Source organism: Amycolatopsis coloradensis (genome assembly GCF_001953865.1).
Lineage (GTDB): Bacteria > Actinomycetota > Actinomycetes > Mycobacteriales > Pseudonocardiaceae > Amycolatopsis > Amycolatopsis coloradensis.
In genome coordinates this window covers 1-22,088 of the sequence record NZ_MQUQ01000035.1, presented here as the reverse complement: position 1 = coordinate 22,088, position 22,088 = coordinate 1, and the positions used below count along the sequence as shown (strand labels likewise).

Annotated in this window: 22 protein-coding genes; 9 read left to right on the top strand and 13 right to left on the bottom strand. The window is 67.8% G+C overall.

All coding sequences use genetic code 11. The annotated features are described in order from the left end of the window. Positions 1-34: 34 nt before the first annotated feature. The 5 genes from BS329_RS39445 to BS329_RS39420 are packed head-to-tail and all read right to left on the bottom strand — an operon-like array spanning position 35 to position 5,030. A complete protein-coding gene (locus BS329_RS39445) occupies positions 35-421 on the bottom strand; it encodes a holo-ACP synthase (protein WP_076168447.1) in 387 nt (128 codons plus the stop codon). Beyond that, entirely contained in the window at positions 421-1,206 is a 786-nt protein-coding gene (locus BS329_RS39440) for a hypothetical protein (RefSeq protein WP_076168446.1), read from the bottom strand. Before BS329_RS39440 ends, BS329_RS39445 begins: the two co-directional genes overlap by 1 nt. Before the next feature lie 7 nt (positions 1,207-1,213). Beyond that, the gene (locus BS329_RS39430) at positions 1,214-2,812 is read right to left on the bottom strand and encodes a phosphopantetheine-binding protein (RefSeq protein WP_244197470.1); all 1,599 of its coding nucleotides are present in this window, start codon (positions 2,810-2,812) and stop codon (positions 1,214-1,216) included. Next, positions 2,809-4,182, bottom strand: a complete 1,374-nt coding sequence (locus tag BS329_RS39425) for a preATP grasp domain-containing protein (RefSeq protein WP_143253417.1) — start codon at positions 4,180-4,182, stop codon at positions 2,809-2,811. The genes BS329_RS39430 and BS329_RS39425 overlap by 4 nt, the downstream gene beginning before the upstream one ends. Before the next feature lie 5 nt (positions 4,183-4,187). Next, positions 4,188-5,030 (bottom strand): 3-oxoacyl-[acyl-carrier-protein] synthase III C-terminal domain-containing protein, encoded by an 843-nt coding sequence (locus BS329_RS39420; protein ID WP_244197469.1) that lies wholly within the window; start codon positions 5,028-5,030, stop codon positions 4,188-4,190. A gap of 378 nt (positions 5,031-5,408) precedes the next feature. Between BS329_RS39420 and BS329_RS39415 the strand changes: the two genes are divergently transcribed. From BS329_RS39415 to BS329_RS39400, 4 genes are all read left to right on the top strand, one after another. Further along, on the top strand, positions 5,409-6,296 hold the full coding sequence (locus BS329_RS39415; protein ID WP_084750798.1) for a diiron oxygenase: 888 nt from the start codon (positions 5,409-5,411) through the stop codon (positions 6,294-6,296). Continuing rightward, positions 6,277-7,152: a class-II aminoacyl-tRNA synthetase family protein gene (locus tag BS329_RS39410; protein WP_076168439.1), complete on the top strand. Its 876-nt coding sequence runs from the start codon at positions 6,277-6,279 to the stop codon at positions 7,150-7,152. Before BS329_RS39415 ends, BS329_RS39410 begins: the two co-directional genes overlap by 20 nt. Before the next feature lie 47 nt (positions 7,153-7,199). Continuing rightward, positions 7,200-7,454, top strand: coding sequence for a holo (locus BS329_RS39405; protein WP_076168438.1), 255 nt, complete (start codon positions 7,200-7,202; stop codon positions 7,452-7,454). A 64-nt stretch (positions 7,455-7,518) separates the two neighbouring features. Continuing rightward, the gene (locus BS329_RS39400; protein ID WP_076168436.1) at positions 7,519-8,340 is read left to right on the top strand and encodes a class I SAM-dependent methyltransferase; all 822 of its coding nucleotides are present in this window, start codon (positions 7,519-7,521) and stop codon (positions 8,338-8,340) included. A gap of 15 nt (positions 8,341-8,355) precedes the next feature. Here the strand turns inward: BS329_RS39400 and BS329_RS39395 are convergent, their stop codons facing one another. Next, positions 8,356-8,919: a TetR/AcrR family transcriptional regulator gene (locus BS329_RS39395; RefSeq protein WP_076168476.1), complete on the bottom strand. Its 564-nt coding sequence runs from the start codon at positions 8,917-8,919 to the stop codon at positions 8,356-8,358. Positions 8,920-9,013: 94 nt separating this feature from the next. On the opposite strand from BS329_RS39395, the gene BS329_RS39390 reads away from it, so the two are divergent. Genes BS329_RS39390 through asnB form a run of 3 tightly spaced genes read left to right on the top strand, consistent with a single transcriptional unit; the run spans position 9,014 to position 12,810 of the window. Continuing rightward, the gene (locus tag BS329_RS39390; protein ID WP_244197468.1) at positions 9,014-10,240 is read left to right on the top strand and encodes an MFS transporter; all 1,227 of its coding nucleotides are present in this window, start codon (positions 9,014-9,016) and stop codon (positions 10,238-10,240) included. Positions 10,241-10,285: 45 nt separating this feature from the next. Further along, positions 10,286-10,900 carry a pyridoxamine 5'-phosphate oxidase family protein gene (locus BS329_RS39385; RefSeq protein WP_076168434.1) on the top strand — a complete coding sequence of 205 codons (615 nt, stop codon included), beginning with the start codon at positions 10,286-10,288 and terminating at the stop codon, positions 10,898-10,900. Between the two features lie 59 nt (positions 10,901-10,959). After that, complete coding sequence (gene asnB / locus BS329_RS39380) at positions 10,960-12,810, top strand: asparagine synthase (glutamine-hydrolyzing) (protein ID WP_076168432.1); 1,851 nt, start codon at positions 10,960-10,962, stop codon at positions 12,808-12,810. Here asnB and BS329_RS39375 read toward each other — a convergent pair. From BS329_RS39375 to BS329_RS39355, 4 genes are all read right to left on the bottom strand, one after another. Beyond that, complete coding sequence (locus BS329_RS39375) at positions 12,786-13,811, bottom strand: helix-turn-helix transcriptional regulator (RefSeq protein ID WP_084750791.1); 1,026 nt, start codon at positions 13,809-13,811, stop codon at positions 12,786-12,788. The two genes, asnB and BS329_RS39375, sit on opposite strands and share 25 nt — an antisense overlap. A 15-nt stretch (positions 13,812-13,826) precedes the next feature. Further along, entirely contained in the window at positions 13,827-14,537 is a 711-nt protein-coding gene (locus tag BS329_RS39370) for a thioesterase II family protein (protein ID WP_208619365.1), read from the bottom strand. Positions 14,538-14,590: 53 nt separating this feature from the next. After that, positions 14,591-15,460 (bottom strand): NACHT domain-containing protein, encoded by an 870-nt coding sequence (locus tag BS329_RS39365; protein WP_076168427.1) that lies wholly within the window; start codon positions 15,458-15,460, stop codon positions 14,591-14,593. 1,779 nt (positions 15,461-17,239) lie between these two features. After that, positions 17,240-17,851, bottom strand: a complete 612-nt coding sequence (locus BS329_RS39355) for a GNAT family N-acetyltransferase (RefSeq protein WP_208619364.1) — start codon at positions 17,849-17,851, stop codon at positions 17,240-17,242. Positions 17,852-17,943: 92 nt separating this feature from the next. On the opposite strand from BS329_RS39355, the gene BS329_RS39350 reads away from it, so the two are divergent. Together BS329_RS39350 and BS329_RS39345 are read left to right on the top strand one after the other, a co-directional pair. Then, positions 17,944-18,753: an alpha/beta fold hydrolase gene (locus BS329_RS39350; protein ID WP_244197467.1), complete on the top strand. Its 810-nt coding sequence runs from the start codon at positions 17,944-17,946 to the stop codon at positions 18,751-18,753. Beyond that, entirely contained in the window at positions 18,750-19,544 is a 795-nt protein-coding gene (locus tag BS329_RS39345; protein ID WP_076168421.1) for a MerR family transcriptional regulator, read from the top strand. Before BS329_RS39350 ends, BS329_RS39345 begins: the two co-directional genes overlap by 4 nt. A 522-nt stretch (positions 19,545-20,066) precedes the next feature. On the opposite strand, the gene BS329_RS42220 is transcribed toward BS329_RS39345, so the two are convergent. The 3 genes from BS329_RS42220 to BS329_RS39330 all read right to left on the bottom strand — a co-directional run bounded on the left by BS329_RS42220 (position 20,067) and on the right by BS329_RS39330 (position 21,927). Then, positions 20,067-20,624, bottom strand: coding sequence for an RICIN domain-containing protein (locus BS329_RS42220; protein ID WP_158075885.1), 558 nt, complete (start codon positions 20,622-20,624; stop codon positions 20,067-20,069). Positions 20,625-20,824: 200 nt separating this feature from the next. Next, on the bottom strand, positions 20,825-20,956 hold the full coding sequence (locus BS329_RS45610) for a polyketide synthase dehydratase domain-containing protein (RefSeq protein WP_425266397.1): 132 nt from the start codon (positions 20,954-20,956) through the stop codon (positions 20,825-20,827). A gap of 80 nt (positions 20,957-21,036) precedes the next feature. After that, positions 21,037-21,927, bottom strand: coding sequence for a helix-turn-helix transcriptional regulator (locus BS329_RS39330; protein WP_076168472.1), 891 nt, complete (start codon positions 21,925-21,927; stop codon positions 21,037-21,039). Positions 21,928-22,088 lie beyond the last annotated feature (161 nt).

Genomic DNA, 22,088 nt, shown 5'->3' with positions numbered 1-22,088 from the left:
CGAACTCGCCAACCCGGGACGACCGCTCGACAGTTCACAGTTCGGCGGCATCGGTGGCCACGGCAACCGCGACGACGAGATTTCCCTTGTGGGCCAGGGACAGGTGGACAGCGCCGATGTTGAGCTGGGCGGCGCGGAGCGCGGCTCCTCCGCGCAACCGCACGGACGGGAAACCGTCCGGATCGCGGAGGATGGCGATCTGAGCGGGAGTGACACCGGCGCGAACACCGAGACGAAGGACTTTGATGACGGCCTCCTTTCCCGCGAATCGGCCCGCCAGGAACTCCTGGGCGCGGGTGGGCCCGAAGTCGGCCGCGGTGGCGATCTCCTCTTCCGCGTAAACGAAGCGGCGGAACCAGGGGCGGTTGAGCAGGGCGCTCAACTCATCGACGCCGAGCACATCGACGCCCAGCCGCGTCATCACGCCTGCCTGAATCTGACGATCGCCAGGTGGCTGTCGCCGCTGACCGGGTCAGTCTCCGCCAGCACGACCGTGTCGTGCTGGTCGCGCCACTGCCGCCAGTATTCGGCCAGTGCCAGCCAGACGCTGGTGCAGTAACTGCCGGGCCCCACCCGGTGTGCGGGAACGTCAAGGACATCGACACCGGTCACCCATGGCCCCAGGACCAGCAGCGTTCCCGAGCCGAAAGACCGGAGTCGGTCGCCGAGGTCCTCGACGCGCTCGACACCCCCGATGCTGGGTCCGGCACCGCTCCCGAACAACAGCAGAACGCCGGAGTCGACCAGCGGGGTGTCGTGAACGAGCCAGTAGCGGCTGGGCAACGTGGTCTGCTCGACGATGGCCAAAACCGCTGTCTCACCACAGCCTTCGCGCTGGTGGGCGTCGATGACGCGCAGCGCGGTGAAGGGTGCGGCGAGCCCCTGCTCGGAGATGCCGAAGCTGGTGGCCTGCCCACCGAGCAGCATGTTCAGGTGGGCGGCGACAGCGGTGAACGGCAGCACGTCAGGCAGCGCTTGAGCAAGCACGACGAGACCCGGCCGCACCGCGGCGACCTGGTCGTCCGCGGCCAGTGCGGACACGATCTCGCGGTGGGCGACGTTGCGCCCGGTGCGGAGCAGCTCAGAGTCCACAGTGGAGCCGAACGGCTCGACCAGGTCTCGGTAGTAGGCCGCGATCGACGGGTCGTCCTCCGGTGACCCGGCCTCCGGCGAGACGACGGAGACAGCGGCGCGCAATATCGGCATAGTGCCCTCAGCCCGCGTCGCTCGGCGCGACCGTGGGCCGCAGCGAGTCCACGTAGTCGGCGAGCGTGCCGACAGAACGGAAGTCGTCCATGTCGAGGTTCTCCGGGTCCACCGAGACTCCGAGGGCGTCCTCCAAGGCCATCAACAGCTCCAGCACGGACGTCGAGTCCAGGTGCAAATCCTCGAAGAGCCTGAGGTCCTCGGCCACGGGCCCCACCTCGTGGTCGAGCACCTCCCCGAGGGCCGTCCCGATCGCGGCCACGGTGTCGCTCCTGTCCATTGCCGATCCCCTCCCGTCCGCTGAGTGCGAAGGCGTGCTGATGAAATCCGCCAGCCGTTGTTTGGCCAGCAGGTCCTGCGGCCGGTCACGCTCCCGCACCAGGTGCGCCACCCCGTCGTGCACCAGCAGCTCCGCGGGGTAACCGTGGCTGAGGAACAGGCCGGGCGACGCGCTCGGGCCGTAGGCGCCCGACCGTTCGACGCCGAGCAGGTCGCCGGGTTCGACCACCGGCAGTGGCACCCGTTTCCCGATGACGTCGTTGGGCGTGCAGAGCGGGCCGGTGACCGTGTAGGCGCGCACCGCGTCGTCCCGGTAGCGGGTCAGCGATCGGATCGGGAAGTTGCGCTTGACGAAGCTGCCGATGCCGACGGCCGCCATGTGGTGATTGGTGCCGCCGTCAGCGACGACGAACTCCTCCCCCGCCGACCGCTTCACATACAGCGCGCGCGTGACGTAGGTGCCCGCCCGCGCGGTCAGGTACCGCCCGAGCTCGTTGATGAGCCTCACCTCCGGGTGTGCGGCGACAAACGGCTCGACGACTCCGTTGATCCCTGTGGTCAGCGCGGCGAGGTCGAGGTCCTTCTCGTTGTCGAAGTACGCCACCCCGAACCCGCCGCCGAAGTCGACCGTGTCCAGCGGGATGCCGAGCCGGCGGGCCAGCTCCGCCGCCGTTGCCAGGATCTGCCTGGTGTTGTGCACGATGTCGTCGTGGCCGAGGAACCGGGTGCCCATGTAGGCGTGCAGGCCCTTCACCGCCACCCTGGGCGCCGCGGCGAGCGTCGCGCCCGCGGCGAGCAGCAGGCTCTGATCGATGCCGAACTGCCGCGGCTTGCCACCCATGGCCAAGCCGGACCCCTTGGTGTGGAAGTCGGGGTTGATCCGCAGCAGGGCAGGCACCTGGCCCACTTTCCGCTCGGCGGCGACCTCGTCGAGCAGGGTCACCTCTTCCAGCGACTCGCACACGACGGCATGGATGCCTGCCTCGACGCAGGCGGCCAACTCCGCGCGTGACTTGCCCGGCCCCAGGAAGATGATGTCGCGCGGGGCGATGCCCGCCTGCAGCGCGGTCATCAACTCGACGAGCGACGAGACCTCCGCGCCTGCGCCGAGCACGCCGAGGTAGCCACACACGCTGATGTTCGGGTTCGCTTTGAGCGACAGGAAAATGTCCACGGCGGGGTGGAGGCGATCGCGGAGATCCCGGTAGGTTTCGCGCAGGATGTCGGCGTCGTAGACGTAGAACGGCGTGCCGTACCGGTCCGCGATGGCGCCGATCGGCACCCCCTGGATGCGTAGCTCGGAATCGCTCGTCTCGAGGTTGGTCACCGTGCCTCCTCTGCGGTGGCGGAACCGTCGGCCGAGAGCCCACTCAGGGCGTCGGCGACGCGTCGGTCAAGCGAGTCGAGGCCGGGGCGGTCCGGGGCGAACAGCACCGCGTGCAGCCTGCCGTCGAATGGGGTTGACACACCGGATTGCGCGTTCACCGTGCCGAAGCAGGTGAGTAGCAACCCGGCGCCCGCGGTGGGCGGGCGGGCGAGGTCGCCGAGGGCTTCCATCACGGCAGTGAACGGCACCGGTTGCCTGGACCGCACCGGGTAGTGCTTGGCCAAGGCCGCGCCGTCGTCGGCCTGGTAGCGCTCGACGACCCGCCCCTGGTAGGTGGACATGTTGAGCCGCGCGTTGATCTCCAGCACCGGGTAGACGTGGCCGTCGGCGCCGAGCAGCGCGTCCACGCCCACCACCCCGAAGAAGCCGTCAGCGTGCAGGCGCGCACCGATCACAGCCGCGGCGGTGGTGATGTCGTTCACCTGCGCCCGGGTGAGGGCCGCGGGCATGATATGTCCTTTATGGACACCCTGGACGGTCAGCGCCTCCTTGACGAAGTCAAGCCCGACGGCACCATCTCGACTGAGGGTGAACTGGTAGTTCAGGTCGAACCGCTTGGGCAGGAAGTCCTCGACCACGACGTGGATCGAATCGTCGCCGGTGGCTTGGGCACGCCGTTCGACCATGCGCAGCAGACGTCGCGCCTTGGCCGCACTGGCGAGCACGAGCAACCCCTTGCCCGACACGCCGTACGCGTCCTTGACGATGAGCGGCCGCTGCGGTGTCGGCTCGTCGGCGAGCGCCGTCCGCAACTCCGCGACGGTCTCGCAGCAGTGTCCCGGGATCACCCGCAGACCCGACTCCGCCGCCAGCCGCCTGCTGTAGATCTTGCTGTTGACCCGTTCGAAGGTGGCCGCGTCGGGTACGGCCAACCGCAGACCGGTCGTCTCGGCGATCTTCTGCTCGTCCCTTGCCGTGCCCATGGGCATCAGGTAGGCGCCCCGGTCGGCGAGCCCCCGCAGGTATCGCACCAGCCCCGGGGAGGACAGGATCGCCGCGCTGGTGCCGCCCGCGCCCTCAGCGACGAGTTCGGCGGGCATGCCGAGGCCGGTCGCCTCGATGTAGCGCCGGTAGTCGCGGTCGATGGGGGCGCCGAGCAGCAAATGATCACCGGGCTCGGCGAGCAGCGCGCCGAGCTCCTCCATCCTCTGCACCAGTGCCGTCGTCGCCGACACCTTGGGCGTGGGGAGGCCGACGCAGTGGGTCGCCCACTGGTCCTCCACCTCGAAGTTGCACAGCCAGACGAACTCCGCGTTCCGACTGCCGGTGAGCGCTTGCTTGAGATTCGCGGTGTACACCCCTTCCGCCATGGCGTTCACCGCGCCCGGTGGGTGATCACCATGGCGCCGAAGGTGGCGCCGAGCCCAACGGAGACGAGCAGGTAGTGGCGGCCGTCGACGAGCCTGGCCGCTGCACGCACCGTGGTGTAGTTGACGAACACGTCCGCGGAGTAGCAGTGGCTCAACCGGGCGATGTTGTCCAGGAAGAACCGCTCCGACGGCCAGTCCAGCTCTTTGATCGCCTGCCGCCACGACACGGCGTTGACGTTGTGCGGGAGGACCAGGTCGATGTCGTCAGGAGCCAGACCCGCCTCATCGACCGCCCGCCGGATGATCTCGGCCAACTCCTTCGCGTAGACCTGCCCGAAGCTTTGGATCTCCGCCCTGGTCATCCTCAACCCCTCGGCGAACTCGCCCAGGGTGCTGGAGACGAACGCGCGCACGACATCGCCGCGGCCGTCGATGCCGACCAGGCACGCTGCCGCCGCATCGGCCATGATCGCGCTGTTCGGGATCAGTTGCACCGCGGGCGAGAACGCCTGTTCCCCGGTCACCACCAGGGCGTAGCCGTTCTCGGTTCCCTCGGCCCGCAGCAGCCTCGCGGCGACGTCGACGGCGCCGAGGCTGCTCACGCACGCCTGCTGGGTCAGCGCGAACGCCTCGGCGTCGCGCAGATCGAGGCGTTCCCGGACCACCTGGGCCGCGTCGATGTGCGCGGGGGTCACCGTCGGCATCGTGTGCGCGTAGATCAGGTGGGAGACCCGACCGCCCTCCGGCACCGCCGCCAGGGCGCGGCGAGCGGCGGGCAGGATCAAGTCGAACAGGGACATCTCCGGGTCGTATCGCAGGGTGTCGAGCCCGTAGATCTTGCGAAACACCCCGATCTCCGCTCGCCGCAATTGGAGTCGGCCTGCCAATTCATCGATGCGCACCGACCGTTCGGGAAGAAATGATTCAACACTTTCCAGTGTCGCTGCCGCACTCGCCATCAGTTAGTTGCTCCTCGGCGTCTCCATCACTGATCCATAACGCTAGCGAGCGCGGCATTTTCGGTCAACGGGAGTTTGTGCAGAATTGTGCGATCGGCTTCCGACGGCTCGAAATGCCTGGTCACCACCCCCACGAACCCCGTCCGCTTCAGGACAGGCAACTAGTGGACACGTATTCGCCGGAAACCTGTCGTAAGCTGGAAAGCGCAGGCCGACAAGCGCATCTCTTCCCCAAACATCGTTGACCGCGTACTGGAGGATATGGGCGTGACGAACAGCCTCATCGACACGAACGAGCGATTCCACGTCATTCTGGATCGACTGAGCTCTATGTCGGTCGACGACTACTACAACCCGTACAAGAGTTTCGAGTGGCCGGAGTCCCTGCCCCCGGACATGTGGTGGATGAGCCCGGAGCTCACCACGACCCACGGCACCGCCGCGGCGTCGCGGCTGCCCCAAGACCAATTGCACGCACTGTCCCGCTTCGAGAGCGTCAACTTCTACAGCCTGAACGTGCATGGCATCCGCGAACTGCTCATCGAGGTGACCAAGCGCATCCACACCGCGGGATTTGAGACGCCGTCGGAGTTCTTCCACCACTTCATCGGCGAGGAGAACGAGCATATGTGGTTCTTCGCCGAGTTCTGCCTGCGCTACGGGAACAAGATCTACCGGCAACCGCCAGGGGCGATGGCACTGACCATCCCGGAGAGCAGACTGGAAAGCCTGCTCGTGTTCACCAGGATTCTCATCTTCGAAGAGTTGGTCGACCACTTCAACTCCAAGATGGCGTTGGACGAGTCGCTGCACGAGACGATCCGGCACATCAACCGGATCCACCATCAGGACGAGTCGCGGCACATCGCCTTCGGCAGGGAACTGGTGGCCATCCTGTTCGAGGGCGTGCGCGCGGAGTCGACGGCGACCGAACTCGCCGACATCGAGACCTACATCCGCCGCTACATGACCTACAGCTTCGAGACCCTCTACAACCCACAGGTGTACCGCGACGCGGGCGTCTCCGACCCGCACGGCCTGCGCCGCGAGTTGCTGGACTCACCCAGACGCGTGGAATTCGAGCGGCAGGTGTTCCGCAAGACCCGCAAGTACCTCGAGAAGACAGGGATCCTCCATGGCCGCGAGGCGAGCTAGCGTCCACCAGCCGGAACTGGTGGCGGGTGGAACAGCGGGCGCCGACTCGGCGGCGCTGCTGATTCTCGACCCCGACCAAACGGACCTGCGCAACGAGTTGGACCGCGTCTTCACCGGCTGGGGCATCGATGACGGCGCGCGCGAGATCAGCCCACCGCCGCTGTACCCGGTAGCCGACCTGGCGCGACTGGACGTGTACCGCAACTTCCCGCACCTGTCCCTGGTGGCGGCCAGGCTGGACGTGATCGACGAGGTGGACGCGCCCGCCGAGGGACGGTTCGCGCCGGCGGGTCTGGAACCGGCGAGATTCGGCCTGCCCATGGCGACGTGCTACGGCGCCTTCCTGTTCCACGCGGGGACGACGATCCCATCGGACACCCTGGTGACCCTGGTGAACCACTGCTTTCGCGGCGAGAGCCGGTTCGAGGGCTTGCGCAGACTGCTCAGCTTCCAGATGCGCGAGATCGTCGCCATCGGCTCGTTCGAGCACACCCAGCGACTGCTCAGCCGGTTCACCGCGCGGATCACAGCCTTCGCCGAGGCGCTGTCGCTGCCCCTGGAGAAGGTTCCCGCGAGCGACCCGTTCTTCGAGCAGGACGGTTCCCGCGCGCTCCTGCAGAAGCTCAGTCCCGTCAAGTACGAGTTCGTCTGCGGCGACCTCGCGATCGCCTCGGTGAACACCCACCGCAACTTCTTCGGCGAGCGCTGCGGGATCTCCCTCGGCGACGGCTCGACGGCGTTCACCGGATGCGTGGCGTTCGGACTGGAGCGCTGGCTCGCGGTGCTCACCGATCTGGCGGGTGACCCGGTTTCCGCGCTGCGCGGTGTCCGCGCCGCGGCGAACCAGATCAGGTGAGCGACGTGCATCGACCACGACAACCATCGGCTGTGAAGGAGCAGGCAATGACCGAAACCCTCCCGACGGGGTTCCTCGAGGTGCGGGCCTGGGTGCTGTCGAGAAACCCCGGGCTCGACTCGGTCGGGCAGGACGAGGACCTGATCGCCGCCCGGCTGGTCGACTCGCTCACCTTCGTCGAACTGGTTTACGTGATCGAGGGCGCCAGCGGGGTCGAGATCGACTTCGACACCATCGACATCGAGGACTTCCGCACCCTGGGAGCGATCGAAAAGGCGTTCTTCGGTCACGCCACCCCATGAGGCGCGCGGCCGCACACGATCTCGGTGCCGGTGCACGGCTCGAGCGGGACAGGAGGAGGCACGAGTGGACGCAGTGTCCTACACCGCGCAGTGGACGGCCGCGGCGCGGGCCGTGGAGACCGAGCGCGAGGACGGCTGGTTGATTCGGGACGAACTGGCCAGGGAGTTGGCCGCGCCCCGGGGATTCGACCTGCTGGACAAGTACGGCGGCGGGGGCCTGCTGCCCTACATCGCGATCAGGACCAGGTTCTTCGACGACACGGTGACCGACGTGCTCGGCACGGGCGAGATCAGCCAGGTCGTGCTGATCGCCGCGGGAATGGACGCCAGGGTGTTTCGACTGCCGTGGCCGGACTCCGCGGTGGTGTACGAGGTCGACCACGGACCGCTGCTGGCCGAGAAACGCGCCCGCCTCGCGCGGCTCGGTGCGGCGCCGAAGGCCAAGCGGGTCGAAGTCGCGGCCGACCTCGCGGGCGATTGGGTGCCCGCGCTGGTTGACGCCGGGTTCGACCGGGATCGGCCGACGCTGTGGGTCGCCGAGGGGTTGCTGTTCTTCCTCAGCGAAGAGCAGGCGACCGGCCTGCTGCGTACGTTGGCCGCCGCGTCGGCCCGGAAGAGCGGACTGGCTGTGGATATGGTCAACCGGACCCTGCTGCGGAGCCCGATCTCGCGCGGGTTCCTCGACGCCTTGGCCGAGGACGGCACGCCTTGGCTGTTCGGCACCGACGAGCCGGAAGCGTTCCTCGCGGGTACGGGCTGGCAGAGCACGCAGGTCGCCGAGCCAGGGCAGCAGGGCGCGGGCGAGGGCCGGTGGCCCTACCCGGTGCAGCCACGCGAGCGGCGGGGCGCCTCCCGGAGTTGGCTGGTGCGGGCGGAACTGCGCTGACCTCGCCCATCCCGGTCACCCCCGCACGGCGATCCGGTTCCGCTCCAGCAGGCCCGCGGCGATCGCCTTGGCCTGCTGGGCGGGCCGGGCCGTGCGATCGCGTAGCGCCGTCACGATGGAGCCGTCGATGAGCAGGACGAACTGCTCGGCGAGAGCCTGGGTGTCGGTGTGGCCTCTCGCGTCGAGCAGGCCGCGGATGTAGGCGGTCAGAGCGGTCTTGTGGTCGGCGGCGACTTGGTGTGTCGGGATATTCGGATCCGCGGCCTCGACCATCGTGTTGATCGAGACGCAGCCGCGGTAGTCCGCGGCGGCGAATCGTTCCGCCAGCGCGTCGAACACCGCCAGCGGGTCCTCGTCGCGGGCGGTGACGGTCCCGGCGAGCCAGGCGAGCCAGGTGCGGCTGTAGTTGCGGACCGTGGTGATCACCAGGTCGTCCTTGCTCGCGAAGTGGCGGTAGAACGATGCCCTGCCCACCCCGGAGACGGCCAGCAGGCGCTCGACGCCGACCGCGCGGATGCCTTCGGCGTAGAAAAGCTCCTCCGCTGCCTGGAGCAGACGTTCGCGGGCTTGGGTCGGCACGACCAAAGCATACCTCCGATCTTGACACTATACGGAACCGATCGGTACCGTCCCCGAACGGAACCAGTCGATACCATTTGCGAGGGGTCAAGCAGTGACAACCCAGAACGACGTGGCACGGGCCTCCCGCTGGGGCGTGCCGGTGCTCGGTTTCGGTGTCTTCGCGATCGGCACGTGCGAGTTCGTGCTCGCGGGCGTGCTGCCCGAGCTGAGTGCCTCGCTCGGGGTCACGGTGGCACAGGCCGGCCAGGTGGTCACGGTGTTCGCGCTGACCGCCGCGGTGCTCGCCCCAGTTCTGGCCACGGTCAGCGCCACGTGGCCGCGCCGCAGGGTGCTGCTCTTGGCAACCCTGGTCTATCTGGTCGGCAACATCGGCACGGCGGTGTCGCCGTCGTTCGCCTTGGTGCTGCTCACCCAAGCGCTCGCCGCCGCGGGCGCGGGACTGTTCGTGCCCACCGCGGCCGTCACCGCGTCGGCCATGGTGCCCCCGGACCGGCAGGGCAGGGCGATCGCGGCCGTCACCACCGGTTTCACCGCCGCGACCGCGCTGGGAGCGCCCATCGGCACCGCGCTCGGCGGTCTCATGGACTGGCGGGCGACGATGTGGTTCGTCGTGGCGCTCGCGGTGCTCGGCATGATCGGCGTCCGCGCGCTCGTGCCTGCGAGCGTGAACGCCCCGGCGCCCGCGGGCCTGCGCGAGCGCTTGGCTCCGCTGCGCGACCGGCGGGTGCTCGTGGTGCTGAGCACGACCCTGCTGTCCTTCACCGCCGTCTACATCCCTTACACCTACATCTCGGCGGTGTTCGCGGGCGCCACCGGCGGCGACGGAGTGAGGCTGGCGGTCCTGATGTTCACCCTGGGCGTGATCGGCACAGCCGGCAACCTCTTCGCGGGTCGACTCGCCGACAAGATCGGCGGACGGGGGGTGGTGGGCCTCGCGCTGGTGTGGCTGACGGTCAGCCTCCTGGTCATGCCGCTGACCACCGAGTCCTTCGTCCTGGCCATCGGCATGATCGTGCTCTACGGGTTCGCCGCCTTCGCCATCACCACGCCCCAGCAGCATCGGCTGGTCACCCTGGAGCCCGCCGCCGCCTCCGTGCTGGTCTCCCTCAACGCCGCCATTCTGTACCTGGCCATCTCGCTGTCCGGCGTCGTCGGCGGCGTCGGCATCGACGTGGTCGGCGCGACCAACCTCAGCCTGGTCGCCGCCGGCATCGCCGTCGCCGCCCTGGCCCTGTCCGAACTCGGCCACCGGTTCACCGCACGCCGCTCCCCCGCCCCGGTGGCCACGTCCACGCCCACCGAGCAGACCTCGGCCTGATCCCGGCCGAGTCCGACCCACAGGCCTGACGCGGGAGGAACGCTCATGAGCCGCTTCGCTCAACTGACCTTCACCAACACGGTCCGCTCGATCCAACGCGAGCACGGCAGCGGCCGCGGAGTCCGGTTCGAGGTGCCGGGCAAGCCTGAACCGCTCACCGCCGAGGAGGCCGCGTTCATCCAGTCCCGCGACGGCTTCTACCTGGCCAGCGTGGGCGAGACCGGCTGGCCCTACATCCAGTACCGCGGCGGACCGCCGGGATTCGTGCATGTGCTCGACGAGTCGACCATCGCCTTCGCCGACGTGCGCGGCAACCGGCAGTACATCACCACCGGAAACGTGCGCGACGATGACCGCGTCGCACTGTTCTTCATGGACTACGCACGGCAGACGCGGCTCAAGATGCTCGGGCACGCCAGCGAACTTCCGATCGGGGCGGACCCGAAACTGGCCACCCTGCTCGACAGTCACCGAACAGACGGCAAGGTCGAGCGGCACCTGGTCATCCGCGTCGAGGGCTGCCACTGGAACTGCCCGCAGCACATCACGCCCCGCTTTACCGAACGCGAGCTCGACAGCGCGCTCGCCCCCATCCGCGACCGGATCACCGCGCTGGAGCAGGAGAACGCCGAGTTGCGCGCCAAACTCGGCTCCGGCTGATCACGCCGCGAGGGCCTCGACCGTCCATCCCGTGCGAACGCCGAACGAGAGGAGCAGCCGTGTGTGGAGTCGCCGGTGTGGTGGACTACGAGCGGGACCTGCGCCAGCAGCGCCCCTTGCTGGCGGTCATGACCGAGACCATGGCCTGCCGGGGTCCGGACGCCGAAGGGCACTGGCTCGCCCCGCATGCCGCCATCGGTCACCGCAGGCTCTCGGTCATCGACATCGAGGGCGGGAAGCAGCCGATGACCGTCGCGGAAGCGGGACGGGACCTGGTCTGCCTGACCTACAGCGGCGAGGTCTACAACTTCCGCGAGCTGCGCACGGACCTGATCGGCCTCGGGCACCGCTTCCGCACCCGCAGCGACACCGAAGTGGTGTTGCGGGGGTACATGCAGTGGGGGATCAACGTCGTCGACCGGCTCAATGGCATGTTCGCGTTCGCCATCTGGGACGCCAGGAGCGAGGAGCTGATGCTGGTCCGGGATCGGATGGGCGTCAAGCCGCTGTACTACTACCCGCTACGCGACGGGGTGGTTTTCGGCTCCGAGCCCAAAGCGATCCTGGCGCACCCGAGGGTGTCACGCCGCATGGACGCCAACGGCTTGCGCGAAGTGTTGGAGATGGTCAAGACGCCGGAGCAGGCCGTGTTCGCGGGCATGGCCGAGGTCAGGCCGGGACAAGTCGTCACCGTCCGGCGGGGCGCGCTCACCAAGCGGACATACTGGGCCCTGCAGGCGCGTGAGCACACCGACGATCTCGACACGACCATCGAGACCGTGCGCGCGCTCCTGGTCGACTCCGTCGAGCGGCAGTTGGTCTCCGATGTGCCGCTCTGCTCGCTGCTCTCCGGCGGTCTCGACTCCTCCGCCGTCACCGCGATCGCGGCCAGAGCCTTGGCCGCAGCGGGTCAAGGTCCGATTCGGTCGTTCTCAGTCGACTTCGTCGGCCACGACGAGAACTTCGTCGTCGACGACATCCACCTCAGTGCCGACACCCCGTTCGCCAGGGAACTGGTCGCCCACGTCGGGGCCGACCACGAGGAGATCTTCCTCGACAGCCGCGTCCTCGGTGACGAAGCTCTGCGCGCGAAGGTCATCGGCGCGACCGACCTGCCACCGGCGTTCTGGGGCGACATGTGGCCCTCGCTGTACCGGCTGTTCCAGGCGGTGCGCGAACAGTCCACCGTGGCGCTGTCGGGAGAGGCGGCGGACGAGGTGTTCGGTGGCTACCCCTGGTTCCACGACCCTGAGACGGTCCGCGCGCAGACGTTCCCCTGGCTGGCGCCCGCGACGAACGCACTGTTCGACGGCAAGGCCCTGTTCGACCGCGGGCTGCTGGACAAACTCGGCATGGCGGAGTTCCTCGGCGACAGCTACGCCCAAGCCGTCGCCGAATGTCCGATACTGCCGGGAGAGGACCCGGTGGAGCGGCGGATGCGGGAGCACAGCTACCTCAACCTCACCCGGTTCGTCGCCGCGCTGCTCGACCGCAAGGACCGGATGAGCATGGCGGTCGGCCTGGAGGTCCGGGTCCCGTTCTGCGACCACCGGCTCGTCGACTACGTGTTCAACGTGCCGTGGGCGATGAAGACCTTCGACGGTCGGGAAAAGAGCCTGCTGCGCGCCGCGACGCGCGACATCCTTCCCGAGTCCATCCTGCAACGGGTCAAGGTTCCGTACCCGACCACTCAGGACCCCGGCTACGAGCGCGCACTGCGCGGCCTGCTCGCGAACGTGCTTTCCGATCCCGGCTCGCCCGTGCTGCCGCTGATCGACACCGCGACCGCCCGCGCGCTGATCGCCTCGCCCCTGGGAGCCACCAGTCGCAAGTACGAGCGGATGGGAATGGAGATGGTGCTGGGGCTGAATTCCTGGCTGTCGGCCTATTCCATCACCCCGGAGCTGTGATGGGCGGGCCCGGTCCGGTCCATCAAGCCGGAGCGCGCGGCGACAACGCCCGCCTGGAACCGGCTGGCCGCCCGCAGTTCCTGCATGATCGCCGATATGTGACGTCTGCAGGTGCGGGTGGACACCCCGATGCGGCGGGCGATCACGTCGTCCTTGAGCCCGGCCCCGAGTAGGCCCAGGATCGTCGAGCGGACCTTGTCCAGGGTCTCGCCGTATCCTGCGGCGTCAACGGTGAACTCGTCGGCGGCCGCCCAGGTGTGGTCGTAAAGGCGGGTGAGGTATTCGACGATCACGGGCTCGTACACGACCGCGACGGCCTGGCTCTCGCCCTGAACCGGGATGAACGCCACCTCCCGGTCCACGATGGTGAGGCGGTCGGTCAGCTCGTTGGTGGTCCTGCACTGCGCCCCGGCGCCCACCAGCTCGCGGACGTAGTCGCGGACCTCGACGTTGGTGCGCGCGGTATGCCTATAGAGGGCGCGCAGCCGCACACCCCGCCGCACCAGCTCCACGTCGGGGTCGGCATTGCCCTTCGGTGCCCGCACGCCGTAGTTGTCGACACCGGTCCGGATGACGCTGACCTCGGCTTTGCTGTTGTCGGCCGCGTCGTCGAGCAGCAGCCTGCTTTGCTCCGGATCGCGCGAGAACACCACCGCGTCGTCGCCGCGCCCAGCCCGGCGCACCGAGTGGAAGGAGTCCGCGAAGGAGCGGAGCCGATCGTGAATGACAGCCAGCTCCCGTTTGGTCGCCGTGATCACCTGCTCCAGCGGCAGGACCAACTCGGCCTGCGCCTCGTTCGGACTCACCGCGAACAAGCGTCCGGGGCCGTCGTCCTGCTCACGCAGCAGGCGCAGGTCCCGCAGCGCCCGCAGGGCGCGATACACCCGATCGAAAGGCACGCCGAACCGCGCCGCCACTGCTGCGGCGCTCACCCCCTGATGGGTCAGCAGCCATTCGTAGATCAGCCATGCGAGTGCGTCGTCGGGAATCATTCCCGTCATCCCCCACAGTCTTCATCACATCGCCCGAACCTGAACCCCGCGCACTATCTCGTCCACAATCTCGGCGAGGTGATCCCGCAGGAAAAAGTGGTCGCCGGGAAAACGCGTCACGCGCAGCTCGGCGGAAGTGTGACGGGTCCATGCGCGCGCGGCCTCGACATCGACATACGGGTCACCGGCGGCGAGGAGAAAGGTGATGGGCGCGCGCACCACCCTTTCCGGAGCCGCGCGATAGGCGAGGTTCGCACGGTAATCGTTGCGCACCACCGACACAATCATGTCCCGAAACGCGGGACGTCCCAGGATACGCGGCGGGATGCCGCCGAGGGCGCGTAATTCGGCCACGATGTCCTCGTTTCCCGGCAACGCCAGTTCCAGCGCCGTCGACGGCGCCTTGCGCCCGGAGACGAACAACCGGGTCGGCTCCGCCCCTTCCTGCTCCAAGCGCCACGTGACCTCGAACGCCACCGCCGCGCCCATGCTGTGCCCGTACACCGCCACCGGCACGTCGCCGCGGTCGAGGACCTCGGCACAAATCCGATCGGCGACCTCGCCGATGTCCCCGATCCCCGCGCCGCGCTTCCCACCCCTGCCGGGGTACTCCACGCACAGCGCCTCGATCGTGCTGGGAACCGCGACGGCCATGGCGGCAAAAGCCGCGGCGGACGCGCCCGCGTGCGGACAGCACACCAGCCGCACGCCCGCGCCGGGCGCGGGTGCGGGCACGCGCAGCAGCGCGTCGTGATCGCCGGTGATCCTCGGTCCCATTGTCTTCCCTTTCACCGTGTCAACGTGCGGGTCACCATCGAGGCCGGGGACGAGCCGAGATCGGCTCGGTCAAGGGACAAGCGCCGAGCCTGATGCCGCAACACCAGGCCGGTGAGCCGGAATCGGCTTGTCACCAGCACCGCGCAGGTGGTGTCGAGCGGAATCAACGGGCTGACCTGTTCGGCGTTCTCCGCGTCGTCGAGCAGCACCAGGACCCGTCGGTTCGCGGTCACGCGGTGGTAGAGCGCGACGCGTTCGGCCATCCGCCGGGGAACCTGCCGAGGTGGCACTCCCAGCGCGGTGAGCAGGGCACGTAACGCCCGCACTCGGTTCACACTCGGCTCGTCGCGCCGCGACCCGTAGAGGTCCAAGCAAACCTGACCCCCGGGATAGCGGCTCGCCATGAGCTCGGTGATCCGGGCGGCAAGCGCGGTCTTGCCGACACCGGCCGGACCCTCGATAACGCTGGTCTTCGCGAACCGGGGCGCCAACGCCCCCTCGGAGGCGAGGAAGGCCAGTTCCTCCGTGCGGCCGAGGAAGCCGTCCGGGACCGGCGGCGGAGACACGGCGATCGGGCGGTGCGGGTGCCGCCGCGTGGCCTCGCCGACCAAGCCGAGCACGTCAACGCTGCACTGCGCCCGTTCCCACAGCACCTTGATCGACGCAAGCTCGCCACCGGCGGCCTCGACGAATGCCTCGGTCACGGCCCACGACGGCACGGCTCTCGCTTGCTCCGCGGCGGACAGCGTGCTGAAGGCATAACCCGACCGCGCGGCCAACTCACGCAGCGTGAGCCCCGAGGAACGACGGATGCCGCGCATCCCCTGCGCGAAGCGGACCTTGGGCCCGATACCGTTGAGCGGCCGTTGTCTGCGACCCATCTGTTTTCGCCCTCCCAGTTGCGGGCAGACGGTCGATCGACCAGTCATGCCCGAAGTCATAAGGTCGGACCATTCTTCGGTTCCCCTTCGACCGGAGGGATTCCCCGAGTGCCCGGAATCGTGGCCACCGGCGCGTCAGCGAGCAGCACTGCCGGCGACCAGCACGATGGCCCCGAGTTCGACCGGCTGACGGTAGCTAGGGATGAGCGATATCGGCCGGGGTCGCGGTGGGGAGCGCGACGGTCTGCGGGGCGCCCGGCCGGCCCGTGACGAACACAGCGTGACCGTTCCAGGCCAGTCCCTGCGGGTGGTCAGCTCTGGAGAGGAATTTCAGCATCTGGATGGTCGCGTTCTCGGCCTTCGATGCGCACAGACCTTTCACCAATCGCGTCGAGCCACATCCAGGAACGCCCGCGGTTCCCCGGAACAACGTCCATAGGGATCACTTCGGACGGGGTTTCTCTTTTCACCGAATACTGGGTTCCGTCGGGTCTCGTCCGAACCTCGTAACCGCCGACCGGCCGGACTACCTCCTCGCCGGGTGCCGTTGCGGCTCACTCGTGCCGGAAATTCCGGCCATGATGGCGGTCGAACGAATCATCAACGAACGACCTGAATAATTGCGTTTCACGTTGTCCTCATTCTTGAATCATCGAAGATGGAATCAAGCAGTGAGTGAACGTTGATGAAGTCCAGGTCGCGCGACGCCGCCCCACACAAGTAAAGCCGAGACGGCAATACCGAACCATTGCCAGTCGGCGCGACTTCCCCCCTGCCTGATCGACTTGACAGAGAGACAGTAGCGAAAGGTTCCCGCCGCTCGTAATCCGCCAAGCGAGTGACCAAGATGAACATCTCACCATTAGACAGAAAGGCTCAATGGAAGCTCAGTTACTTCGGAACTCTTAAAAGCACATCCTCTTGCACGCGAATTCAGAAGACGTCCTTCCCGATCACGCCGAGTTCCGCCATAGGGCCGACCCCGCGCGACGCTGACTCGGTGGCCTCGGCCTGGCCGACCATGCGGAAACATCCCTGTCGGCGTAGAATCGCACCAAGACGCCGTCGAACAGGCTCGCCGTCGACTTCGCTGCTCTTACCACCACCACCTGACCCAAGCAGACCGCGAGCAGTCTGGTCACGAGTACGCGGCGAAAACGAGCCAGTCGAAGTTGATACGGATAAGGCGTAGTTGCGGTTTCGGTCCGTCTGTGGTGATGCCGACCGTCAGGAAGTTAACGTACGAGGACAATATCTGAGGTTGTCCGGTCACCTTTGTGGCGTCAGTGTTCGATCCGTAGTTTGGTGGCGAGAGGGCGCAGACGCTCGCGCCATCGAGCATCTTGCGGGCCTATCGGCGGGGTCACCAAGGCGACAGCCCAGTCCAACGCGACCTGAAGAGCGGCCGGACTCGCTGCGGACGAGGGCCCCGGGCCGGGTGCATCGGACGGTAGCCCACCTCGCCGAGGAGGCGGAGTGACGCGGAGGTTGAGCGCGGCGTCTGCGAGATCGCTTTCGACGTCGCTGCCGGTGGGGTGTGCGACTGCTGGATGGCCGAGTCGTCGGCCGACGGGGAGGAGACGGCGGTGAGGCCCGCCGCGAGGCAAGCGCCGGCGACTCCAGAGAACCAATCGTCGGCGGTTACCACGGTGCGGTTCGGCGGGTCGTAGGCGACGGTGTAGGTGCCAGGTCAGCAACGCCCTACTCCGAACAGTTCGAATGGACGGGACACGGATCGTCCTCGTCGACCGCCCATCCGGCGCGAGGCTTGGCCGCGGGTCAGTCCGGCGACAGGAACACGACGATGTCGGTTTCCTTGCCCGGCCGGGGCTCGGGTTCACGCCATCCGATCCGGCGGTAGAAGGCGAGCGTGTCGTGGGCTTGATGCCAGGTCAGCAGCCAAGCGCGAGCGCCGGGTGCGGTCGCGGTGAGATTCGACAGCAGTCGCCGTCCGAGTCCGGTCCCGCGGGCGCGGGAACGAACCCCGAGTTCGTCGATCTCGAACGCTCCGACCAGCAGTTCACCGACCCGGTCGATGCCGAGCCGCTCGGTGACCTTGGAGTAGGCGCGATCGGTCCGAAATGGAGCCGAAGTGGTCCAGCCGGTAACGAAGCCGTCTACCTCGCCGGTGTCGGAAAACGCCAGGATGGCGCGGAAGCCGGGCCGCTGGGCATCTGCCTCCAGCCGCTCCCGAAACGCCGACCGGGTCTCGGCCGGGTCCCGTTGTCCCCACGGCGGAGCGGTGAAGACGTCGACGTAGGCGTCGACGAGCTTGTCCGCGACGGTGACGACATCGGAGCCGAAGTACCTCATGGTGACTGAAGATACCGACGCGACCTGACTGATTCCCGCATGCTGGACGACGTCGGCTTCGAGTCCGTCGACGGCCACGAGCGCACCACCGAACGGACATGCTCGATCCAGCGGCTCGGGCGGACAGGACACTTGACCTTGCCCCTGGGGTAAGGCCGCAGGCTGGCCGGGTGAATGATCGCGAGAACACACGGCCCGCTCGTACGGACATGCTGGGGGTGGACGACACGGCGCTGGCCATGACCGATACCGGCGGGACAGGGCGACCGGTGGTGTACCTGAACGGCGCTTTCAGCAGTCAGCGTGCGTGGCATCGCGTCGTCGCCGAGCTCGGGTCACCTTGGCGGCACGTCAGTTACGACATGCGCGGGCGGGGCCGGTCTCGAAGGTCCTCCGATTACACCTTCGGCACAGCCGTGCGAGACCTGGGTGCCGTGCTGGACGCCGCCGGGATCGACCGGCCGATCCTGGTCGGTTGGTCATACGGGGCGGCTGTCGCGTTGCACTGGGCGGCGTCGAATCCCTCCCGCGCGCACGGCCTGGTACTGGTCGACGGCGGCTACCCGTACGACTGGGTCGACGACAACGCGCGCACTCAGATCCGCCGCCGGTTCCGGCGGGCGCGGTGGACGTTCCCGGTGCTGCGCCGACTGGGCATGGCGGGCTGGATGCCCGCCGAAGAACATGCCGAGGTCAGCATCGAGGCCAACGAGGTCATGGGCGCACTCGACGGTGTCTACGACGCGGTGACCTGCCCGGTACGGTTCATCGCCGCCTCGGGCACGAGCGTGGGGGGCACCGGCTCGGAGTTCGCCCGGATGCGCGCCACGCTCGACCCGGTCCTCGCCCGCGATCCCCACGTCCGGCTCCACGCGACCGTCCCGAGCAATCACGTCACAATCCTGCGGAAGGACTTCCGGGTCGTGGCGGACGCCGTCCGCCACACCGCCGCCGAGGACCGACACCGAACAGGACCATGACAAGTCACGGACTCACCATCGGGCAAGCCGCGTCTTTCGCCGGTGTCACGACGAAGACCGTGCGCCACTACCATCGCCTCGGACTGGTCGACGAACCACCTCGCGATCGGTCCGGGTACCGGCGGTACGGATCCATGGAGCTGTTGCAGCTCGTCCAGGCCAGAACCCTCGCTTTGGCAGGCCTGCCGCTGGCCGACATCCCGGAACTGCTCGCGGCCGGCCCCGACAGGTTCGCGGCCACCGTCGCCGAGGTCGACCGCCGGCTCGCCGGCCACATCGCGGAACTCACCGCCCGGCGCGAGACCCTGAACCGCCTCGGCAGCGGTGACCGAGCCTTATTGCCCGATCGAGCCTGTGCACTGCTCGACAGCCTCCGGCGGCACGACTTCAGTGACGAGACCGTCCACACCTTCCGCGAAGGCCTGGTGTTGGCCAAGGCGCTCATCCCGAGCGGCTTCCACGACTACCTTCGGCGACTCGAGGTCGCCTTCGCCGACCCTCGCTACGTCGATCTGCTCAAGCAATGCTGGAGTATCGCCGAGTGGGAGCCCGACGATCCCCGCATCGACGACCTCGCCGCGGCCGTGTCCAGGTACCTGCTGGAACATCCCCCGCTCCTGGAAATCCCACCCGAACTTCGCATGCGCTCCGACGGCGCCACCCGCTACGGCCTGATCAACCACCACCGGCAGGATCAAGCACCTTCCTGGGCACGCCTGACCGACCGGATCGAGGCCCGGTTGCGCGCCGCGGGAATCACGGTCCCCCCTGAGGGGGCGAGGGATGCCTGAGGCCGACCGCGCTACCGCCGGACGACCCACCACGACAGGCTCAACCCGCCAGCGGCGACGCACCGCTGAAGGCGTTCCTGTACTGAGCAACCCTCGCTCCAACAAGAAGAATCGACGTGCGCGAGCTCCGACGACCGAAGGTCAAGATCCCGGACACGGTGACCGGACACCGCGGCTGACCCGTCGTCAGGTCAGCGACCTGGCCGAGCGCATGGCCACCGTGCTCACCCCGGCGATGCGCACCGAGACCCCGACCGCTTCACCGAAGCGCTCTGGTTCGCCGCCAAGGCGGTGCGGCAGGTCTCGCTCACCGGCGCCCCGACCGACGCCTGCCGCGCGTCCCCGCCGCCGCCCGGACACCGTGGCCGGTCACCGCGATCAGCGACCACCGGTGCACCCGGAATCGATCCACTGCACCGTCCATTGTGGTCACGATGCCACACCTCGGGACGTCGGCGGACCTGTGACGACGCCCAAGCGGTGCTCGCGCGGGGTGAACTGGCGGAAGACAAACCGCGCGGGTCAGATGTTGAGGTACCAGCGCTGGTTGACGCGGTCCCAGTCGCAGGTGTGCAGGCTCAGCTGGTCATCGTGGCCCTCGTAGGTGGCGCACAGGCCGGTTTCTTCATTCTTGAGCTGCTTTTGGTTGTGGTCGCCGCGGATCCTCCACCGCTGCCCCGGGTCGTCGCCGTTGCAGTCGGCGCCGATGACCCGGCCATGGTGGGCGGTGGCGCACAGGTCGGTTCCCGTGTTCTGGATGGTGCGGTTGTCCCAGAAAATCCAGTGCTGGTTGTCGCTACCGTGAAAATCCCCGGTGATGGTGGGCTCGCCGTCCCACCACGTCTGCTGCCACACCCGCTCCGTGCCGTTCGCGGACTCGATCACGTAATCGGCCGGGTCGGTTTCGGCAGCGGCGGCGGCAGGCGCGGTCAACGCTCCGACAGCAGTGGCGGCGAACAGGGCGGTCAACGCGGTACGCATCAGCATGGTCTTCCCTCGTCTTTCTGGTTTCGGCACACCCAGTACAGCCCGCCCGCCCCGCGCGCGCTCGCGATGAACACCATCGAGAAGACGAATCACCCACCCTCCGGGCGAACATCGGCAACCACCACTCCCTGTAATCCCGTGCCGACCGTCCACACCGGCCTCATCAGCGCAATGACCGTTCCGTAAGCGAAAAGCCGCGGCCATCGGGCTACCCCGCCCAGGGTCAGTGCCCGCACCTCCTCGATCGCCAGGGCCCCTGTCGATCGGGTCGGCACGGGGTGCCCAGAGACTGTCTACGCAGAAGTCTTCACCGAGTTCTCCGTGTGGGAGATCCGCCCTTCGGTGCGCCATGCGGCCGTCATCGCCCGGAAGGCCGGTCCGTACCGGTATCCCTTCCGGGCCAGCACGCGGTAGTGCTCTGCCACGGCGACGAGTGACGAGCTGGACAACGAAGCCCGTGACGAAACGTGGGCCGCCGCTCTCGCCAATCGTTCAGGTTGGAATATCAGCTGAGTGCTTGCATCCCGGTCGTCAGCTTTTCCTGACTGGCCGCCCAGGACGCCAATAAGGCTAGGCCGTCCGCGGTCACCGTGCCGGCGGGCGCGGTGTAGATGGTCAGGAGCAGGCCGGGTTCGGCGGGCAGCTCCATCGATTCGACGTCCAGGTCGAGTTGGCCCACTACCGGATGGTGCAGGCGCTTGCGTCCGGACCGGTGGAGGCGAACGTCCTGGGATGCCCATCGCTGCCGAAATAGTTCACTGCGTGTTGATAATTCACCGACTAAGGTGATCAGCTCCTCGTCGTGCGGATTGCGGCCTGCTTCCATGCGTAGCTTCGCGGCCACATCGCAGGCGATTCGGTCATAGTCGACGAAGAACGTTTTTGCCGCTTCGGGATCTAGATACACGAATCGCGCGGTGTTAGCTGGCCGTCGCGTGTCGGCCAGCACCGGTGAATACAGCGCGGCAGCAAGGTGATTCATGGCCAGCACGTCATAGCGACTGTCGCAAATCCACGCCGGTGCGTCGGTGATGGCGTCGAGCACCTGCTGAAGCGCCGGACGCACCCTCACGGCGGGTCGCCTGCCGCGTGGACCGCTGGGCGCCTTGGACTGCCGCGCAAGGTGGAAGAGGTGATCGCGCTCGGCCTCGTCAAGCTGCAAGGCAGAGGCCAACGCGTCGAGAACTCCGTCAGAGGCACCGGTGAGGCTGCCGCGCTCCATACGCACGTAGTAGTCGACCGACACCCCTGCCAGGAGAGCTACCTCTTCGCGACGCAGGCCTGTGACCCGGCGGTTGCCGCCGTAGGCGGGCAGTCCGGCCCGCTCGGGCGTGATCCGCGCGCGACGCGAGCGCAGGAATTCCTTGATTTCAGTGCGCAGGTCGATCGTGGCCACCACTTCACTGTAGGCCCTGTCCGCAGGCGAAGGGAGGTACTGCCGGTGCCCCCGTTGAGACCTGACTTGGAGGTATTCACGAGGCCCGTCGGCCACCGGCGAAGCCCCGTGCCGACGCCTAGTGCCTCATCAAGAAACGTTGACGTCGTAACCGTGTCGCG